Raw genomic sequence first — 15,121 nt, forward strand, 5'->3', positions numbered from 1 at the left:
CTGGGTGTGTCAGCGCTTAAATTTCCCTGCACTTTCCTCGTTTACAGGACAGCTCCCCGTGTCTGTCGCGCCCTGCGACAGCGTTCAGCGCTGCCCGAATCCGTGTGCCAGCCGAACGACGGGCCGATTTCCACTGGCCGGAACCCTGCATGAAACGTCCCCGCCCCGCCCGACGCGCCCTGCTCGCAGTCCTTTGTCTGATCCCCGTTGTCGCTTACGCCGCGTGGCAGATCATGCCGCCGGGCCGGGATAAATTTGCCACCGTGCAAGTCACACGCGGCGACATCGAAAGCAGCGTCACTGCGCTCGGCACCCTGCAGCCACGTCGCTATGTCGATGTGGGCGCACAAGCTTCAGGACAGATTCAGAAGATCCACGTGGAAGTCGGCGACGTAGTCAAGGAAGGCCAGTTGCTGGTGGAAATCGACCCGTCGACGCAGCGGGCCAAGCTCGATGCCGGGCGCTTCTCCGTCGAGAATCTAAAGGCGCAATTGCAGGAACAACGCGCCCAACATGAACTGGCGCAGCAGAAGTACCAGCGCCAGCAGCATCTCGCCGCCGGCGGCGCGACCCGTGAAGAAGACGTACAGACCGCCCGCGCCGAGCTGAAAGCCACTCAGGCCCGCATCGACATGTTCCAGGCGCAGATCCGTCAGGCCGAAGCCAGCCTGCGCAGCGATCAGGCCGAACTTGGCTACACCCGCATTTATGCGCCAATGGCCGGTACCGTGGTCGCTCTCGATGCGCGCGAAGGCCAGACCCTCAATGCCCAGCAACAGACACCGTTGATCCTGCGCATCGCCAAGCTCTCGCCAATGACGGTGTGGGCCGAGGTGTCCGAAGCCGACATCGGTCATGTCAAACCGGGCATGAGCGCGTACTTCACCACCCTCAGCGGCGGCCACCGGCGCTGGAGCAGCACTGTGCGGCAGATTCTGCCGGTGCCACCCAAACCGTTGGATCAGACCAGCCAGGGCGGCGGCAGCCCGGCCAGCAGCAAAAGCGGCAGCGCCCGCGTCGTGCTGTACACCGTGCTGCTCGACGTCGACAACACCGACAACGCCTTGATGGCCGAGATGACCACCCAAGTATTCTTCGTCGCCAATCAGGCCAAAGATGTCCTCACTGCACCGGTCGCGGCATTGCAAGGCAGCGACACGGCCAACCTGCAGACCGCTCAGATAGTCGCCGCCAACGGCAACATTCAATCCCGCGAGGTGCGCACTGGCATCAGCGACCGGCTCAAGGTGCAGATTCTCGATGGTTTGAGCGAAGGTGATCACTTGCTGATCGGCCCCGCTGTCGGCAGCGGAGACTGAATGCAAACGCCTCTGATTGACCTGAAGGACATCCGCAAATCCTACGGCGGCGGCGACGCGCCTGAAGTCCATGTGTTGCGCGGCATCAACCTGTCGATCCAGGCCGGCGAGTTCGTGGCGATCATCGGCGCTTCCGGCTCCGGCAAATCGACGCTGATGAACATCCTCGGCTGTCTGGACAGGCCAACGTCAGGCGAGTATCGCTTCGCCGCAGAACATGTTGCCGACCTGGACAGCGATGAGTTGGCCTGGCTGCGCCGCGAGGCCTTCGGATTCGTGTTTCAGGGCTACCATCTGATTCCGTCCGGCTCGGCTCAGGAAAACGTCGAGATGCCGGCCATCTACGCCGGCACCCCCGCCGCCGAACGCCATGCCCGCGCCGCCGCCCTGCTTGATCGTCTCGGCCTCGCTTCACGCATGGGCAACCGCCCCCATCAACTCTCCGGCGGCCAGCAGCAGCGGGTCTCGATCGCCCGCGCCTTGATGAACGGCGGCCACATCATTCTCGCCGACGAACCCACCGGCGCCCTCGACAGCCACAGCGGCAAAGAGGTCATGGCGCTGCTCGACGAATTGGCGAGCCTGGGTCATGTGGTGATCCTCATCACCCACGATCGCGAAGTGGCGGCGCGGGCCAAACGCATCATCGAAATCCGCGACGGTCTGATCATCAGCGACAGCGCCCGAGACAATCCCGAGGCACAGACTACGGCCAACCCCGGCGCCTTGCAGGCGGTGGATTTGCGCAAGCGTCTGGCCGAGGGCGCCGAGGCCGCCGGCGCCTGGAAAGGTGAACTGGTGGACGCCTTGCACGCGGCATGGCGGGTGATGTGGATCAACCGCTTCCGCACCGCCCTGACCCTGCTCGGGATCATCATTGGCGTGGCGTCAGTGGTGGTAATGCTGGCGGTAGGCGAAGGCAGCAAGCGCCAGGTCATGGCGCAAATGGGCGCATTCGGCTCTAACATCATTTATCTGAGCGGTTCCGCGCCCAATCCGCGCACGCCGCCGGGAGTCGTCACCCTCGACGACGTCCATGCACTGGCGAGCCTGCCGCAAGTGCAGCGAATCATGCCCGTCAATGGCGCCGAGGCCGGCGTACGTTACGGCAACGTCGACCATATGAGTTATGTCGGCGGTAACGACACAAACTTCCCGGCAATCTTCAACTGGCCCGTGGTGCAAGGCAGTTATTTCACCGACGCCGACGAAGCGAGCGCAGCGGCCGTTGCAGTGATCGGCCACAAGGTCCGCAGTAAATTGCTCAAGGGTGTGAGCAACCCCATCGGCCAATACATCCTGATCGAGAACGTGCCCTTCCAGGTGGTCGGCGTGCTGGCGGAAAAAGGTGCCAGCTCCGGCGACTCCGACAGCGACGACCGCATCGCCGTGCCCTATTCGGCGGCCAGCGTGCGCCTGTTCGGCACCCGCGATCCCGAATACGTGGCCATCGCTGCCACCGACGCCCGCCGGGTCAAGGAAGCCGAACAGGCCATCGAACAACTGATGCTGCGCCTGCACAACGGCAAGAAAGATTTCGAACTGACCAACAACGCCGCGATGATCCAGGCCGAGGCGCGCACGCAGAACACACTGTCACTAATGCTCGGTTCGATTGCCGCGATCTCGCTGCTGGTGGGCGGTATCGGCGTGATGAACATCATGCTCATGACTGTGCGCGAACGCACTCGCGAGATCGGTATCCGCATGGCCACCGGCGCCAGGCAGCGCGACATCCTGCGCCAGTTCCTCACCGAGGCGGTGATGCTCTCGGTGGTCGGCGGCATCGCCGGCATCGCCTTGGCGCTGATCGTCGGCGGCGTGCTGGTGCTCAGCGAAGTCGCCGTGGCGTTTTCCTTGATCGCGGTGCTTGGCGCCTTCGGTTGCGCCCTGATCACCGGTGTTGTCTTCGGCTTCATGCCGGCCCGCAAAGCTGCCCGGCTCGACCCGGTCACGGCCCTTACCAGTGAATGATCGATCTATGAAACCGCGCCTCAGTTTGTTGACCGTGTGCCTGATCCTCAGCGCCTGCGCCAATCCCGTCCAGCGCCCGGACAGCGGCCTGCTGCCACCGGCGACGTGGCAATCGCCACAAGCCGCCCGCGCCGCCCGCAACAATGCACAGTGGTGGACGCAGTTCGGCAGCCCTGAACTCGACAGCCTGATCGAACAGGCACGAGTCGGCAGCTTCGACCTCGCGGCGGCCGTTGCCCGGGTGCGTCAGGCGCAGGCCGACACGGTGATCGCCGGCGGCTCATTGCTGCCAGAAGTCAAAGCGGGGCTCAACGCCAATCGGCAAAAACTGCTGCGCGGTAACGGCTATAGCCAACTGGACGCCAACAGCAGCAACAAGGCCGTGGATTACTTCGATACCAATCTGAGTGCCACTTACGAAATCGACTTCTGGGGCGGCAAACGCGCGTCCCGCGACAGTGCGCAATTCACCCTGCAGGCCAGTGAATTCGATCGTGCGACCGTGGAGCTGACACTGCTCAGCGGCGTTGCCAATACCTATGCACAAACCCTGTCGCTGCGCGAGCAAAGCCGCATCGCCGAGCTGAATCTGGCCAACGCCCAAAGCGTGCTGAAGCTGGTGCAGACGCGTTATGAGTCAGGCTCGGCGACGGCATTGGAACTGGCCCAGCAAAAAAGTCTGGTGGCCGCTCAGCAATGGCAATTGCCGCGTGTGCAGCAGCAAGCGCAAGACGCGCTGATCAGCCTGGCTGCGCTGCTCGGCCAACCGGTGCAACAACTGTCGCCAAAAGAGCCCTTCGATCACCTGCAATGGCCAGATATCGCTGCCGGTGTACCCAGCGAGCTGCTCAGCCGTCGTCCGGACATCGCTCGCGCCGAAGCGCAACTGGCTGGCGCCGAGGCCGACGTCAAAGTCGCCCGTGCAGCCATGCTGCCGGCGCTGACCCTGACGGCTCAGCTCGGCTCAGGCGCCAACCAGTTCGACGACCTGTTCCGCAGCCCGTTCTATAACCTCACCGCCGGATTGGTCGCGCCCGTTTTCAATAACGGCCGTCTCGGCGCTGAACGCGACAAGGCCACGGCACGCCAGCAAGAACTGCTGGAGAACTATCGTGGCGCGATCATCAATGGCTTCGCTGATGTGGAGAAAGCCCTCAACAGCATTCGGCGCCTTGATGAGCAGCGGTTGTGGCAGAACGAAGAATTGAGCCAAGCGCAGACCGCCTTCAACATCGCCCAAAGCCGCTATCAGGCCGGCGCCGAAGACTTGCTGACGGTGCTGGAAACCCAGCGCACGTTGTATGCGGCGCAGGATCAGAACGTACAACTGCGGCTGTCGCGGGTGCAGGCGAGCATTGCGTTGTACAAGGCACTTGGAGGTGGGTGGCAGGCGCTGTAATTTCGCGGCCTGCCAGACCGCTTTCGCGAGCAGGCTCGCTCCCACATGGAATTGCATTCCTGCTGAAGGAACACGATCAAATGTGGGAGCGAGCCTGCTCGCGAATTAACCATGACGCAGCCCTCAAGCCGGGCTGGTTTTAGGCTTCAGATTGCGCGCATACCACGGTCGTTGCGGCACGCGACGGAACAGGCCGGCGAGCTTGTCCTCGTCGGTGATGAAGGTGATGCGCAGCGCCAGTTTCATGGTTTCCGGGTCCATCTCGACGGTTTTACCCCTCTGCAATCCCGGCGTGGTGCTGCAACCATGGGTGATCGGCCCCAGCCACGGATCATCGACCTCGACCCAGCGCCCCGGTGCGAACCAGTGCACGCCGTTGACTTGCAGGCGCGTAACTTCACCCGGATGGAAACGCTCGTGGGCGCGGAACCAGTCTTCGATCCGGTCATCGATCCAGCCATGAAAATGCCAAAACGCCGGATTGACGTGGGACGAGAACGGATCGCCAAGAAAGTCGTTTTCGGCGCTGTACCAGCGTGCGGCGAAGTCCGCCGGATCGCGGGCAAACGGCACCGGCTGACCATTGGAGGGATCGCGCGGCACCGAAGCCCAACGCATGTGCAGCCAGTCATGCAGGCCCAACTCGACTTCCGAGCCAAACTGCCCCAGCGTGAGTTTTGCCAGATACGCCGGATCACGGTACTGCGACTCCCAGACCTGGAAATTGCTTTCGTAAGTTTCGGCGGTCTTGATGTCGCTAACCCATTGACTGAACTCGTCATCGCCTGTGGCCGTCCACGTCGGTGGCAAAGCCGTGCCGTCATGATTATCGAAGTAACGGGCAAAACCGATGCGGTCGCGGATCAACTCCGGCTGCGGCAGCGGGAAGTATTCCCAGGAGGGCAGATCCTGCATCGATCGCGCCGTCCCGAGCATGTGCCGGTGCATGAAGAAAAAGTCCACGCCCGAACCGTTGCGATCCTTGCGCGGGCCTCGGGCATCACGCTCCTTGTCACGCGGGCCGGGTTGCCAGCCAATGCCGCGCAAGGCCTCGCGCTTGTCTTCGGGAAGCTTGTGCCACTTGTCCCGGGTTGCATGCCACAACTGGTGGAACAGGCGATGTTCAGGAGAGATCAGCCAGGCCAGCAACGTCGCGTTCAACGGTGTGCGCTCGCGCGATTCGGGAAACAGGCATTTGACCGCCACGAAGCGGTTGTCCTGCGCTGGCAGGCTCAACGCCCGATCAAGTCGTAGCGCTTTGCCGCTGAGGGTGCCACTGCCGGCATTGCCGAAGTCGGCCCAGACTTCATCGAGGATCATTGCCAGCTCATAGCTGATCTGGCCATCAGCGCCGATCAGCCGCCAACTCAACTTCGCGGCATCGGCCCCGGCGAGATCGCCAAGAATTCGGTAACGAGGCCCATCACCAGAGCGCAAGCGTTCGGGCGTATCGAGAAAGCCGCACACGCCTCGGCCCTTCTGGCCAATGTCCAGAAACACTTGCAGCCCCTTCAGCGGCAAGCCTTCAAGACCTGCGTCACGACCTTCGAAACGGATGTCCCAAACCCCGCGCAACGCATTCGCCAAGCGTTGACCGGCCCTGTCGGCGACGTCGAATGACGCTTCGCCAGGCGTGATCGTCGGGTCCGGCTTCGTCCATTCACGATGCCCAAAATAAGCCGCCGGCACGGCAGCGCCCGTCAGCGCCAGGCCCGCCATGAACCATCGTCGAGAAATCTTCATTGCCCTACCTGTGTCAGCCATGAAGCAGGCTTTATCCAAGCTAGAACGTTTGTTGCTGCGGCAAATTTAAGGCGCCGCTTTTGCCAGAGGTTCACGCGCCTAAATTTCCCTGCCGACTGCTCGTTCTTCCCAGATAGCAAAGGCCCCCGCGCCTGCACCTCGATGGCGAACCTGACTGAGATGGCAATGACAAAACCACGTTCGAAAAAGGCTCTATTCATCGGCCTGCCACTGGCCCTGGCAATCAGCGCCGGCGCAGGCTTTGCCGTTTGGCAACTCGGGTTCAAGGACGACCTCGGCTACCCGGTCAAAGTCATGAAACAGGCCGATGAGCTGCACGAACGCATGCTCTCCTTCGACAGCCATGTCAGCCTGACGCAAAATTTCGGCACCGACGGCCACGAAGCCGACAAGGACGGTGACGGCCAGTTCGATCTGGCCAAGGCCAACCGTGGACGTCTGTCGGGCGCTGCGCTGACCATCTTCGGCTGGCCGGAAATGTGGAACGGCCCGAATGCTCCTCACAAACCGACGCCCGGCTTCGTCGAAGAGGCGCGCAACCAGCAGGAGATCCGCTTCAAGATCATTTCCGGCATGGTCCGTGACTATCCCAATCAGGTCGCCATCGCCTACACCCCGGACGATTTCCGGCGCCTGCACGGCGAAGGCAAGTTCGTGATTTTCATCAGCATGCTCAACGCTTATCCACTGGGCCACGACCTGAGCCTGCTGGACATGTGGACGGCACGCGGCATGCGCATGTTCGGCTTCAGCTACATCGGCAACAACGACTGGGCCGATTCGTCGCGTCCGCTGCCGTTCCTCAATGACTCGCCGGACGCTCTCGATGGTCTCTCGGATCTGGGCAGGCAAGCGGTCAAGCGCCTGAACGATCTGGGCGTGATCATCGACGTATCGCAGATGTCGACCAAGGCTCTTGAGCAAGTCGCGCAACTGAGCCGCACGCCACTGGTGGCTTCGCATTCGGCGCCGCGAGCGATGGTCGACATTCCGCGCAACCTCAGCGACAAGGAAATGCAGTTGATCAAGAACAGCGGCGGCGTCGTCCAGATCGTCGCGTTCTCGCAGTACCTGCGCCCGCTCACTCTGGAAACCCAGAACAAACTCAACGAAATGCGCAAGGCGTTCGACCTGCCGCCACTGCCGAACCTGGCCATGGCGCTGATGCCCGGTGATCCGATCATTGCCGCCTGGTCCGAGCAAAAGTTCGGCCAGTACGCCGGCCGCCTCTACGGGATCCTCGAACAAGAGCCGAAAGCCAGCCTCAAGGATCTGGGGGACGCCATTGATTACGCGGTGCGCAAGATCGGTATCGACCATGTTGGGATCAGCTCCGATTTCAACGAGGGCGGCGGCGTCAAAGGTTTCGAGAACGTGGCAGAGATCCGCAACGTCACCGCCGAACTGATCTCGCGTGGTTATTCCGAAGCCGACATCGCCAAGCTCTGGGGAGGCAATTTCCTGCGAGTCTGGGATCAGGTCGAAAAAGCCGCGAAACCTTCACTGGCCACGGCGCAGGAAACCGCCAAGCCATGAGCAATCGTCGTGACTTTCTGAAGCAGGCGGGGATTCTCGCGGCGGCGCTGCCACTGGGGGCGAGCCTGCCGAGTGTCGCCAGCGCCTCGGCAGCCGCGCCGCTGCCACGCAACAAGTGGGCGCAGTTGCAGCAACTGTTCGATCAGGATCCGGATTACCTGCACTTCTCCAATTTTTTGGTCACCTCGCACCCCAAACCCGTGCGCGACGCCATCGAAAAGCACCGCGCCGCCCTCGACAAGAACCCAGGCCTGGCGATGGACTGGGATCTGGGTGTGATCGAACAGCGCGAAGAAAACGTGCGGGTCTGGGCGGGTCGTTACCTGCAAGTCAACGCGAAGCAGATCGCGCTGACCGGCAGCACCACCGAAGGCTTGGCGACGATTTACGGCGGCGCACATGTGCGCGCCGATCAGGAAATCCTCACCACCGTCCACGAGCATTACGCGACTCACACCATCCTCGCTTTGCGCACCGAACGCGACGGCACGCGGGTGCGCAAAATTCCTCTGTTCAAAGATGTGCACCGCGCCAGCAAAGCTGAAATCCTGGCCGCCATCGACAGCGCCATTCGCCCCGAAACCCGCGTGCTGGGGATGTGCTGGGTACATTCGGGCAGCGGCCTGAAACTGCCGATCGGCGAGATCGGCGCCCTCGTCGACAAACACAACCGTGGGCGCAGTGACGCTAACCGAATCATTTATGTGGTGGATGGCGTTCACGGATTTGGCGTGGACGACCTGAGTTTCAAGCAGATGAACTGCGATTTTTTTATCGCCGGCACCCACAAATGGATGTTCGGCCCGCGCGGCACCGGCCTCATTTGCAGCCGTTTCGAAGAGGTCAGGTACATCACACCGATCATTCCAACGTTCTCCGAAGCGACAACGTTTTCCACCACCATGACCCCCGGTGGCTATCACGCGTTCGAACACCGTTGGGCGCTGGACGAAGCGTTCAAGTTGCACCTGCAATTGGGCAAGGCAGAGGTCGAGGCGCGCATTCACGCGCTTAACAGCTACCTGAAAAAACGCCTGCAACAACGCCCGTCAATTGAACTCGTCACGCCATTGAGCCCTGAGCTGTCCGCCGGCTTCACGTTCTTCCGGGTCAAGGGCAAGGACAGCGACAAGATCGCTGCGCACCTGATGACCAATCGTGTGGTGGCCGATGCCGTCAACCGCGATGTCGGCCCGGTCATCCGCACCGCTCCGGGGCTGCTCAACGACGAAGCCCAAATCGACCGACTGCTGGCCGTGCTCGACCAAGCCCTTTGATCCCGCGCGATCCCTTTTTCCTTTTAGCGAGACCCCGCAATGAACAGTGAACTGCGTCGTTTTTCCTTGAAGGCCGTGCCGGCGCTGATGCTCACCGCCCTCGCCATCAGCCTGCTGCCTGGCGCCGCCCACGCCGCCACGCCACCTGCGCCGGGCAAGGTGTTCAAGGACTGCAAGGACTGCCCGGAAATGGTCGTACTGCCCACCGGCACGTTCACCATGGGCACTCCGGATGACGAAGTCGGCCGCGAACCTGACGAAGGCCCGATGCACCCGGTGACGTTTACCAACCCGCTGGCGATCAGCCGCTTTCAGATTTTGAAGAGCCAGTGGGACGCCTACCTCACCGACACCGGTTACAACATGCCCGACGGTGACACCCGCCCCGGTCGCGCCTGCAAGGCCGGCATTCCCGACTATCAGGGCAGCGACCCGAAAAAACAGTACACCGACAAGCATCCGGCGGTGTGCATGGACTTCCCTGAAGTCGAGGCGTACGTGGCGTGGCTGTCGAAGAAAACCGGCAAGCAATATCGACTGGTCAGCGAATCCCTGCGTGAATACGCCGCCCGCGCCGGCAGCAGCGGCCCCTTCCCCTTCCCGTTCGATGAGGGCAAGGAATACAGCATCGCCAAACACGCCAACACCTACGGCGCCGCCGATGGCTACAACTTCACTGCGCCGGCCGGCAGCTTCCCGGCCAACGCCTTCGGCGTCTACGACATGCACGGCAACATCTATGAATGGACAGCCGATTGCTACAACGAAAACTACGTCGGTGCGCCCAGCGATGGCAGTGCCTGGTCGAGCGGCAAATGCGAAGTACGCCGCATACGCGGCAACGACTGGGGTGAGGCGCCAGTGTTCTCGCGCTCCGGCAATCGCAACGCGACCTACACCGACACGCGTGGCGACTGGATCGGCTTTCGCGTCGCCCGCGATCTGTAGCGCTATCGCCCGGCTAAATTAGCCGTCCTGCCAGTCGTTTTACAGGTGGGCGCCAACCGACACGGCGCGCCACCGCCCTCTACGTCATCCAGACGAAGCCCGCGAGTCAATGCCGGCCTTCGCCGCTCTCTCAAGCAGGGAACCTCCATGAGCAAACCAACACGCGGGGTGATCAATGAATTGTTCGCCCTGCTCAAACCCTTTCGGCTGATCGTCACCGGCGCGATCCTGCTCGGCATGGTCGGTGGTCTGAGCGTCACCGCATTACTGGCAACCATCAACAGCGTGCTGCACAGCGAAGGCGATCTGACCGGCACCATGGTCGCGGTCTTCGCCGGCCTGTGCCTGATGGCCCTGACCACTTCGATTTTTTCCGACATTGGCACCAACTATGTCGGCCAACACATCATCGCCAAGCTGCGCAAGGAACTGGGCGAGAAAGTCCTCTCGGCGCCGATCGAGCAGATCGAGCGCTACCGCAGCCATCGCCTGATTCCGGTGTTGACCCACGACGTCGATACCATCAGCGACTTCGCGTTCGCATTCGCCCCGCTGGCGATTTCGATGACCGTGACCCTCGGGTGCATGGGTTATCTGGCGATGCTGTCGTGGCCGATGTTTCTGCTGACGGTGGTCGCCATTCTGATCGGCACGGTTGTTCAATACATTGCTCGCGGGCGCGGCATGCAGGGATTCATGAAGGCCCGCGACTACGAAGACGAATTGCAGAAGAGCTACCACGCCGTCGCTGAGGGCGCCAAGGAGCTGCGCATCCATCGGCCGCGCCGGCACCGCATGTTTGTCTCGGGCATTGAAGGCACGGCGCACAAGATCTGCGACACCCAGGTGCGATCGGTGAACATATTCGTGATCGCCAAGACGCTCGGCTCGATGCTGTTCTTCGTCGTGATCGGTCTTGCGTTGGGCCTGCAATCGCTTTGGCCGAGCGCCGATAAAGCGGTCATGAGCGGTTTTGTACTGGTGCTGCTGTATATGAAAGGCCCGCTCGAACACATCATTGCCGCGCTGCCGATTGTCAGTCGCGCGCAGATCGCGTTCCGCCGTATCGCCGAGTTGTCCGAGCAGTTTTCCTCACCCGAACCGCACCTGCTGCTCAACGATCAAGGCCATGAAAAGACAACGGTGCAGAGCCTGGAGCTGACCGACGTCTCGTACAGCTTTCCGACCGTACAAGGCGCGATCCCATTCCGTCTCGGGCCGGTGAACCTGAAGATCGAACAGGGTGACATCATCTTCATCGTGGGCGAGAACGGCTGCGGCAAAACCACCCTGATCAAACTGCTGCTGGGCCTGTACGCGCCGCAGCAAGGTGAAATCCGCCTCAACGAGCAGATCATCGACGCCACCACCCGTGACGATTACCGTCAACTGTTCACCACGATTTTCGCCGACTACTACCTGTTCGACGACGTGGTGCAGGGCGACACGCACATTCCGCAAGATGCCAACAAATATCTGGAGCGTCTGGAAATCGCGCACAAGGTCAGCGTGCGCGATGGCTCGTTCACTACCACCGACCTCTCGACCGGCCAACGCAAGCGTCTGGCCCTGATCAACGCGTGGCTGGAAGAACGGCCGGTACTGGTGTTCGACGAGTGGGCCGCCGACCAGGACCCGACCTTCCGCCGTATTTTCTATACCGAGCTGCTGCCTGACCTCAAGCGTCTGGGCAAAACCATCATCGTCATTTCCCACGACGATCGTTACTTTGATGTCGCCGACCAACTGGTGCGCATGAACGCCGGCAAAGTGGTCACCGAGCTTCAACCCGCCTGATTGTGAAAAATTTGTAAAAAAAAGCGTTGAGTCTTTCCGGTTTTCGGAAGGCTCAACGTCTTACTTACAGTTAATAGAAATAGTTCTCAGTCAACACTTTGAAGAGTAGAAGAACAATGCCCGCACCGCACGGACTCCACCCGCTCGCCAAGGCTCTGCTGATCCGCCGCTCCTTACGTTCCACGTTGCCAGCGCTGTGCGCCATGGCTCTGACCCTGCCATTGGCAGGCCAGGCTCAGGCCGCCGCCGTGGCGATCAATATTCCTGCGCAGTCGCTGGGGAGCGCTTTGCAGGAATTCGGTCGCCAGACCAACCTTCAGGTGCTGTACAGCCCGGATGAAGTGAGTGGCCTGCGCAGCACCGCCGTCAACGGCAACCTGGAACCAACGGCCGCGATCGCCCAGTTGCTCAATGGCACCGACATCGCCTACAGCGTGCAGGGCAACAACGTCGCATTGCGCGCCCGCAACGCCAACGGCGCCAGCCTGGATCTGGCACCGACCAACATTTCCGCCTCCGCGGAATCAGCCTGGGGTCCGGTCGACGGGATCGTCGCCAAGCGCAGCGCCTCGGGTTCGAAAACCGATACCGCGATCAAGGAAATTCCGCAGACCATCAACGTCGTGACACAAGACGAAATCAAGATGCGCGGTTCGAAGTCGGTGACCGAAGCCCTGCTCTACACGCCAGGCATGACCGGCGGCGGTTTTGCAGACCGGGTGAAGATTTTCGACGAGCCAACCTCCCGTGGCTTTTCCCCTACCCCGCTGTACCTCGACGGCCTGCACATGCCTTATGGCGGCGGCAGCACCGGCGGTTCGCTGCAGATCGACCCGTACACCCTGGAGCGCGTCGAAGTGCTCAAGGGCCCCGCGTCGGTGCTTTACGGCCAGAACCAGCCTGGCGGTATCGTCAACATGGTCAGCAAGCGTCCGACCGCCACTGCGCTGCACGAAGTGAAGATCGGTGGCGGCAGCTATGACCGCAAATACGGAGCCTTCGACTTCGGTGGTCCGATTGACGATCAGGGCGAGTTCCTCTATCGCCTGACCGGCGTGTTCAACGACAGCAACTCGGCCATCGACTACGCCAGCCAGAACCGCATGTTGCTGGCGCCAAGCCTGACCTGGCTGCCGAACGACCGCACCACCATCACTGTCTTCGGCCAGTACCAGAAAGACCACGACGTACCGGAAGCCCAGGGTTTACCTGCGTTCGGCACGGTCAAGAGCACCTCGAACGGGCGTATCAGTCGCAGCCGGTTCATTGGCGAGCCGGACGTGAACAAGTACCACCGCGAGCAGTTCGTCCTCGGTTACGAAATCGCCCACGAACTCAACGACGTCTGGACCCTGAAACAGAACGCTCGTTACGCCGACGTCAACGACCAGTACGTGGCGCCGCTGCACGGTTATTCGTTCCCGACCAACCCGGTCACCGGCCTTAACGACAACAGCTACCAGAACCGATACGCGGTGGACTGGTCGCAGCACAACAAGGTTTACGGCATCGATAACATCGCCCAGGCCAAGTTCAAGACTGCCGATATCGACCACACCGTGCTGTTGGGCGTGGACTACTACCACTTCAACTCGCAGTTCCTTGGCCTCTACGACCGCACCGCGCCGGGTATCGACCTGTACAACCCGGTATATGGCAGCCAGATCAATTTCCGCCAGCCGTACAAATGGGACAACACCATCACGCAGACCGGCCTGTACGCTCAGGATCAACTGCGCTGGAATCAGTGGTTCCTGACCCTTGGCGGTCGTTATGACTTCGCTGAAACAGACAACAAGCAACCACTGACTCGCGGCCACACCAACCAGAAGGACGAGAAGTTCACCGGTCGTGCCGGCCTTGGCTATGAGTTTGAGAACGGCATCACGCCATACGTGAGCTACGCCGAATCGTTCCTGCCGCAAACCGGTACCGACATGGGCGGCGGCGCATTCGAACCGACCACCGGCAAGCAGTACGAAGTCGGTATCAAGTACGAGCCGACGTCCATCGATGGCTTCATTCAGGTTTCGGCCTACCAGATCGACCAGGACAACATGCTCACCTCGGACCTCAACAATCCGGGCTTCAGCACCCAGAGCGGCACCGTCCGCTCGCGTGGTGTCGAGTTGGAAGGCAAGGTCAATGTCACCCGCAACCTGCGCGTAATGGCGGCGGTGTCGCGTAACCAGACCAAGTGGGAGAAAGACAACGACGGTCGTGAAGGTCGCACCCTGGCGATGCGTCCACCACTGACCGCGTCCGCTTGGGTCAACTACGACTTCGACAATTCCACTGCCCTGGCCGGTTTCGGTATGGGTCTGGGTGCACGCTACGTGCGCAGCAGCTACGGTTCGGACTACGAGTCGGACTCGTTCCAGATCCCGTCCTACACCGTGTATGACGCCATGGTCTCCTATGACCTGGAAAAATCGCCGCTGCACGTCAAAGGCGTGAAGCTGCAAGCCAACCTGCAGAACCTCACCGACGAGAAGTACGTTGCCGCGTGCAACAGCACCCTCGACTGCTACTACGGCGAAGGCCGTACCATGACCGCCGACGTGACCTACAACTGGTAATACGTTCAGCGATCACTAAAGCGCCGACATCTGTCGGCGTTTTTCTTGCTTGATTGGGCTTGGCGGCCGTTGGGCCGACCATGCTCTTGTGGACTTTGTGAGTGTCCGTTTTTTGGGGGTTACGGCTGGCGGTTCCGCTCTTAGAGCGGGTCACTTTTACCAGACGCCGAAAAGGTGACCAAAAAGTCTTCTCCCTGACGTACGGCACTTCGCTGAAGCTCAGTGTTCCCTTCTTAGCGTCGGCTAATGCCGAAGAACCTCGAAAGCGCAAGGCTATGCATGGCTTGCTGAGGGGGCAATGCTTGGATTGGGGTTGGGTTGGGTTGGGTTGGGTTGGGTTGGGGGCATATCCGTTGCTGCAGGTGTTGCCGCTGGCGGTTTCGCTTTTACAGCGACTCACTTTTCCAAACGCCGAAAAGTAAGCAAAAGGCTTTGCCCCCGGCGTACGGCACTTCACTGAGGCTCAGTGTTCCCTCGCTACGGTGTCCATCCGAGGGCATCGCCTCCGGTTTGCTTCGCTGCACCTCC

The 15,121-nt window shown here is 61.2% G+C and carries 9 protein-coding genes; 8 read left to right on the forward strand and 1 reads right to left on the reverse strand.

All coding sequences use genetic code 11. The features are described 5' to 3' along the window. Positions 1 to 149: 149 nt before the first annotated feature. Genes ACIOU6_RS07570 through ACIOU6_RS07580 form a run of 3 tightly spaced genes read left to right on the forward strand, consistent with a single transcriptional unit; the run spans position 150 to position 4,692 of the window. Entirely contained in the window at positions 150 to 1,319 is a 1,170-nt protein-coding gene (locus tag ACIOU6_RS07570) for an efflux RND transporter periplasmic adaptor subunit (RefSeq protein ID WP_401135102.1), read from the forward strand. Beyond that, on the forward strand, positions 1,320 to 3,293 hold the full coding sequence (locus tag ACIOU6_RS07575) for a MacB family efflux pump subunit (RefSeq protein WP_401135104.1): 1,974 nt from the start codon (positions 1,320 to 1,322) through the stop codon (positions 3,291 to 3,293). A gap of 7 nt (positions 3,294 to 3,300) precedes the next feature. Beyond that, positions 3,301 to 4,692 carry an efflux transporter outer membrane subunit gene (locus ACIOU6_RS07580; protein WP_401135107.1) on the forward strand — a complete coding sequence of 464 codons (1,392 nt, stop codon included), beginning with the start codon at positions 3,301 to 3,303 and terminating at the stop codon, positions 4,690 to 4,692. Positions 4,693 to 4,815: 123 nt separating this feature from the next. On the opposite strand, the gene ACIOU6_RS07585 is transcribed toward ACIOU6_RS07580, so the two are convergent. Continuing rightward, positions 4,816 to 6,435, reverse strand: coding sequence for a PvdJ/PvdD/PvdP-like protein (locus ACIOU6_RS07585; RefSeq protein WP_401135109.1), 1,620 nt, complete (start codon positions 6,433 to 6,435; stop codon positions 4,816 to 4,818). A 186-nt stretch (positions 6,436 to 6,621) separates the two neighbouring features. Here ACIOU6_RS07585 and pvdM point away from each other — a divergent pair, with 186 nt between their 5' ends. From pvdM to ACIOU6_RS07610, 5 genes are all read left to right on the forward strand, one after another. Beyond that, complete coding sequence (gene pvdM / locus ACIOU6_RS07590; RefSeq protein ID WP_401135111.1) at positions 6,622 to 7,992, forward strand: pyoverdine-tailoring dipeptidase-like protein PvdM; 1,371 nt, start codon at positions 6,622 to 6,624, stop codon at positions 7,990 to 7,992. Further along, the gene (locus ACIOU6_RS07595; RefSeq protein ID WP_221732945.1) at positions 7,989 to 9,269 is read left to right on the forward strand and encodes an aminotransferase class V-fold PLP-dependent enzyme; all 1,281 of its coding nucleotides are present in this window, start codon (positions 7,989 to 7,991) and stop codon (positions 9,267 to 9,269) included. Before pvdM ends, ACIOU6_RS07595 begins: the two co-directional genes overlap by 4 nt. Before the next feature lie 39 nt (positions 9,270 to 9,308). Then, complete coding sequence (locus tag ACIOU6_RS07600) at positions 9,309 to 10,217, forward strand: formylglycine-generating enzyme family protein (protein ID WP_401135115.1); 909 nt, start codon at positions 9,309 to 9,311, stop codon at positions 10,215 to 10,217. Positions 10,218 to 10,364: 147 nt separating this feature from the next. Next, positions 10,365 to 12,014: a cyclic peptide export ABC transporter gene (locus tag ACIOU6_RS07605; protein WP_221732947.1), complete on the forward strand. Its 1,650-nt coding sequence runs from the start codon at positions 10,365 to 10,367 to the stop codon at positions 12,012 to 12,014. A 116-nt stretch (positions 12,015 to 12,130) separates the two neighbouring features. After that, a complete protein-coding gene (locus ACIOU6_RS07610; protein WP_401135118.1) occupies positions 12,131 to 14,593 on the forward strand; it encodes a TonB-dependent siderophore receptor in 2,463 nt (820 codons plus the stop codon). Positions 14,594 to 15,121: the final 528 nt, after the last annotated feature.

It is taken from the genome of Pseudomonas sp. NPDC087615 (assembly GCF_044743445.1).
Lineage (GTDB): Bacteria > Pseudomonadota > Gammaproteobacteria > Pseudomonadales > Pseudomonadaceae > Aquipseudomonas > Aquipseudomonas baetica_A.

Excerpts from the sequence above, each read along its gene's own strand:
- ACIOU6_RS07595 (WP_221732945.1), top strand. The coding sequence starts at position 7,989 with ATGAGCAATCGTCGTGACTTTCTGAAGCAGGCGGGGATTCTCGCGGCG.
- ACIOU6_RS07580 (WP_401135107.1), top strand. The coding sequence starts at position 3,301 with ATGAAACCGCGCCTCAGTTTGTTGACCGTGTGCCTGATCCTCAGCGCC.
- ACIOU6_RS07570 (WP_401135102.1), top strand. The coding sequence starts at position 150 with ATGAAACGTCCCCGCCCCGCCCGACGCGCCCTGCTCGCAGTCCTTTGT.
- ACIOU6_RS07610 (WP_401135118.1), top strand. The coding sequence starts at position 12,131 with ATGCCCGCACCGCACGGACTCCACCCGCTCGCCAAGGCTCTGCTGATC.
- ACIOU6_RS07585 (WP_401135109.1), bottom strand. The coding sequence starts at position 6,435 with ATGAAGATTTCTCGACGATGGTTCATGGCGGGCCTGGCGCTGACGGGC.
- ACIOU6_RS07600 (WP_401135115.1), top strand. The coding sequence starts at position 9,309 with ATGAACAGTGAACTGCGTCGTTTTTCCTTGAAGGCCGTGCCGGCGCTG.
- pvdM (WP_401135111.1), top strand. The coding sequence starts at position 6,622 with ATGACAAAACCACGTTCGAAAAAGGCTCTATTCATCGGCCTGCCACTG.
- ACIOU6_RS07575 (WP_401135104.1), top strand. The coding sequence starts at position 1,320 with ATGCAAACGCCTCTGATTGACCTGAAGGACATCCGCAAATCCTACGGC.
- ACIOU6_RS07605 (WP_221732947.1), top strand. The coding sequence starts at position 10,365 with ATGAGCAAACCAACACGCGGGGTGATCAATGAATTGTTCGCCCTGCTC.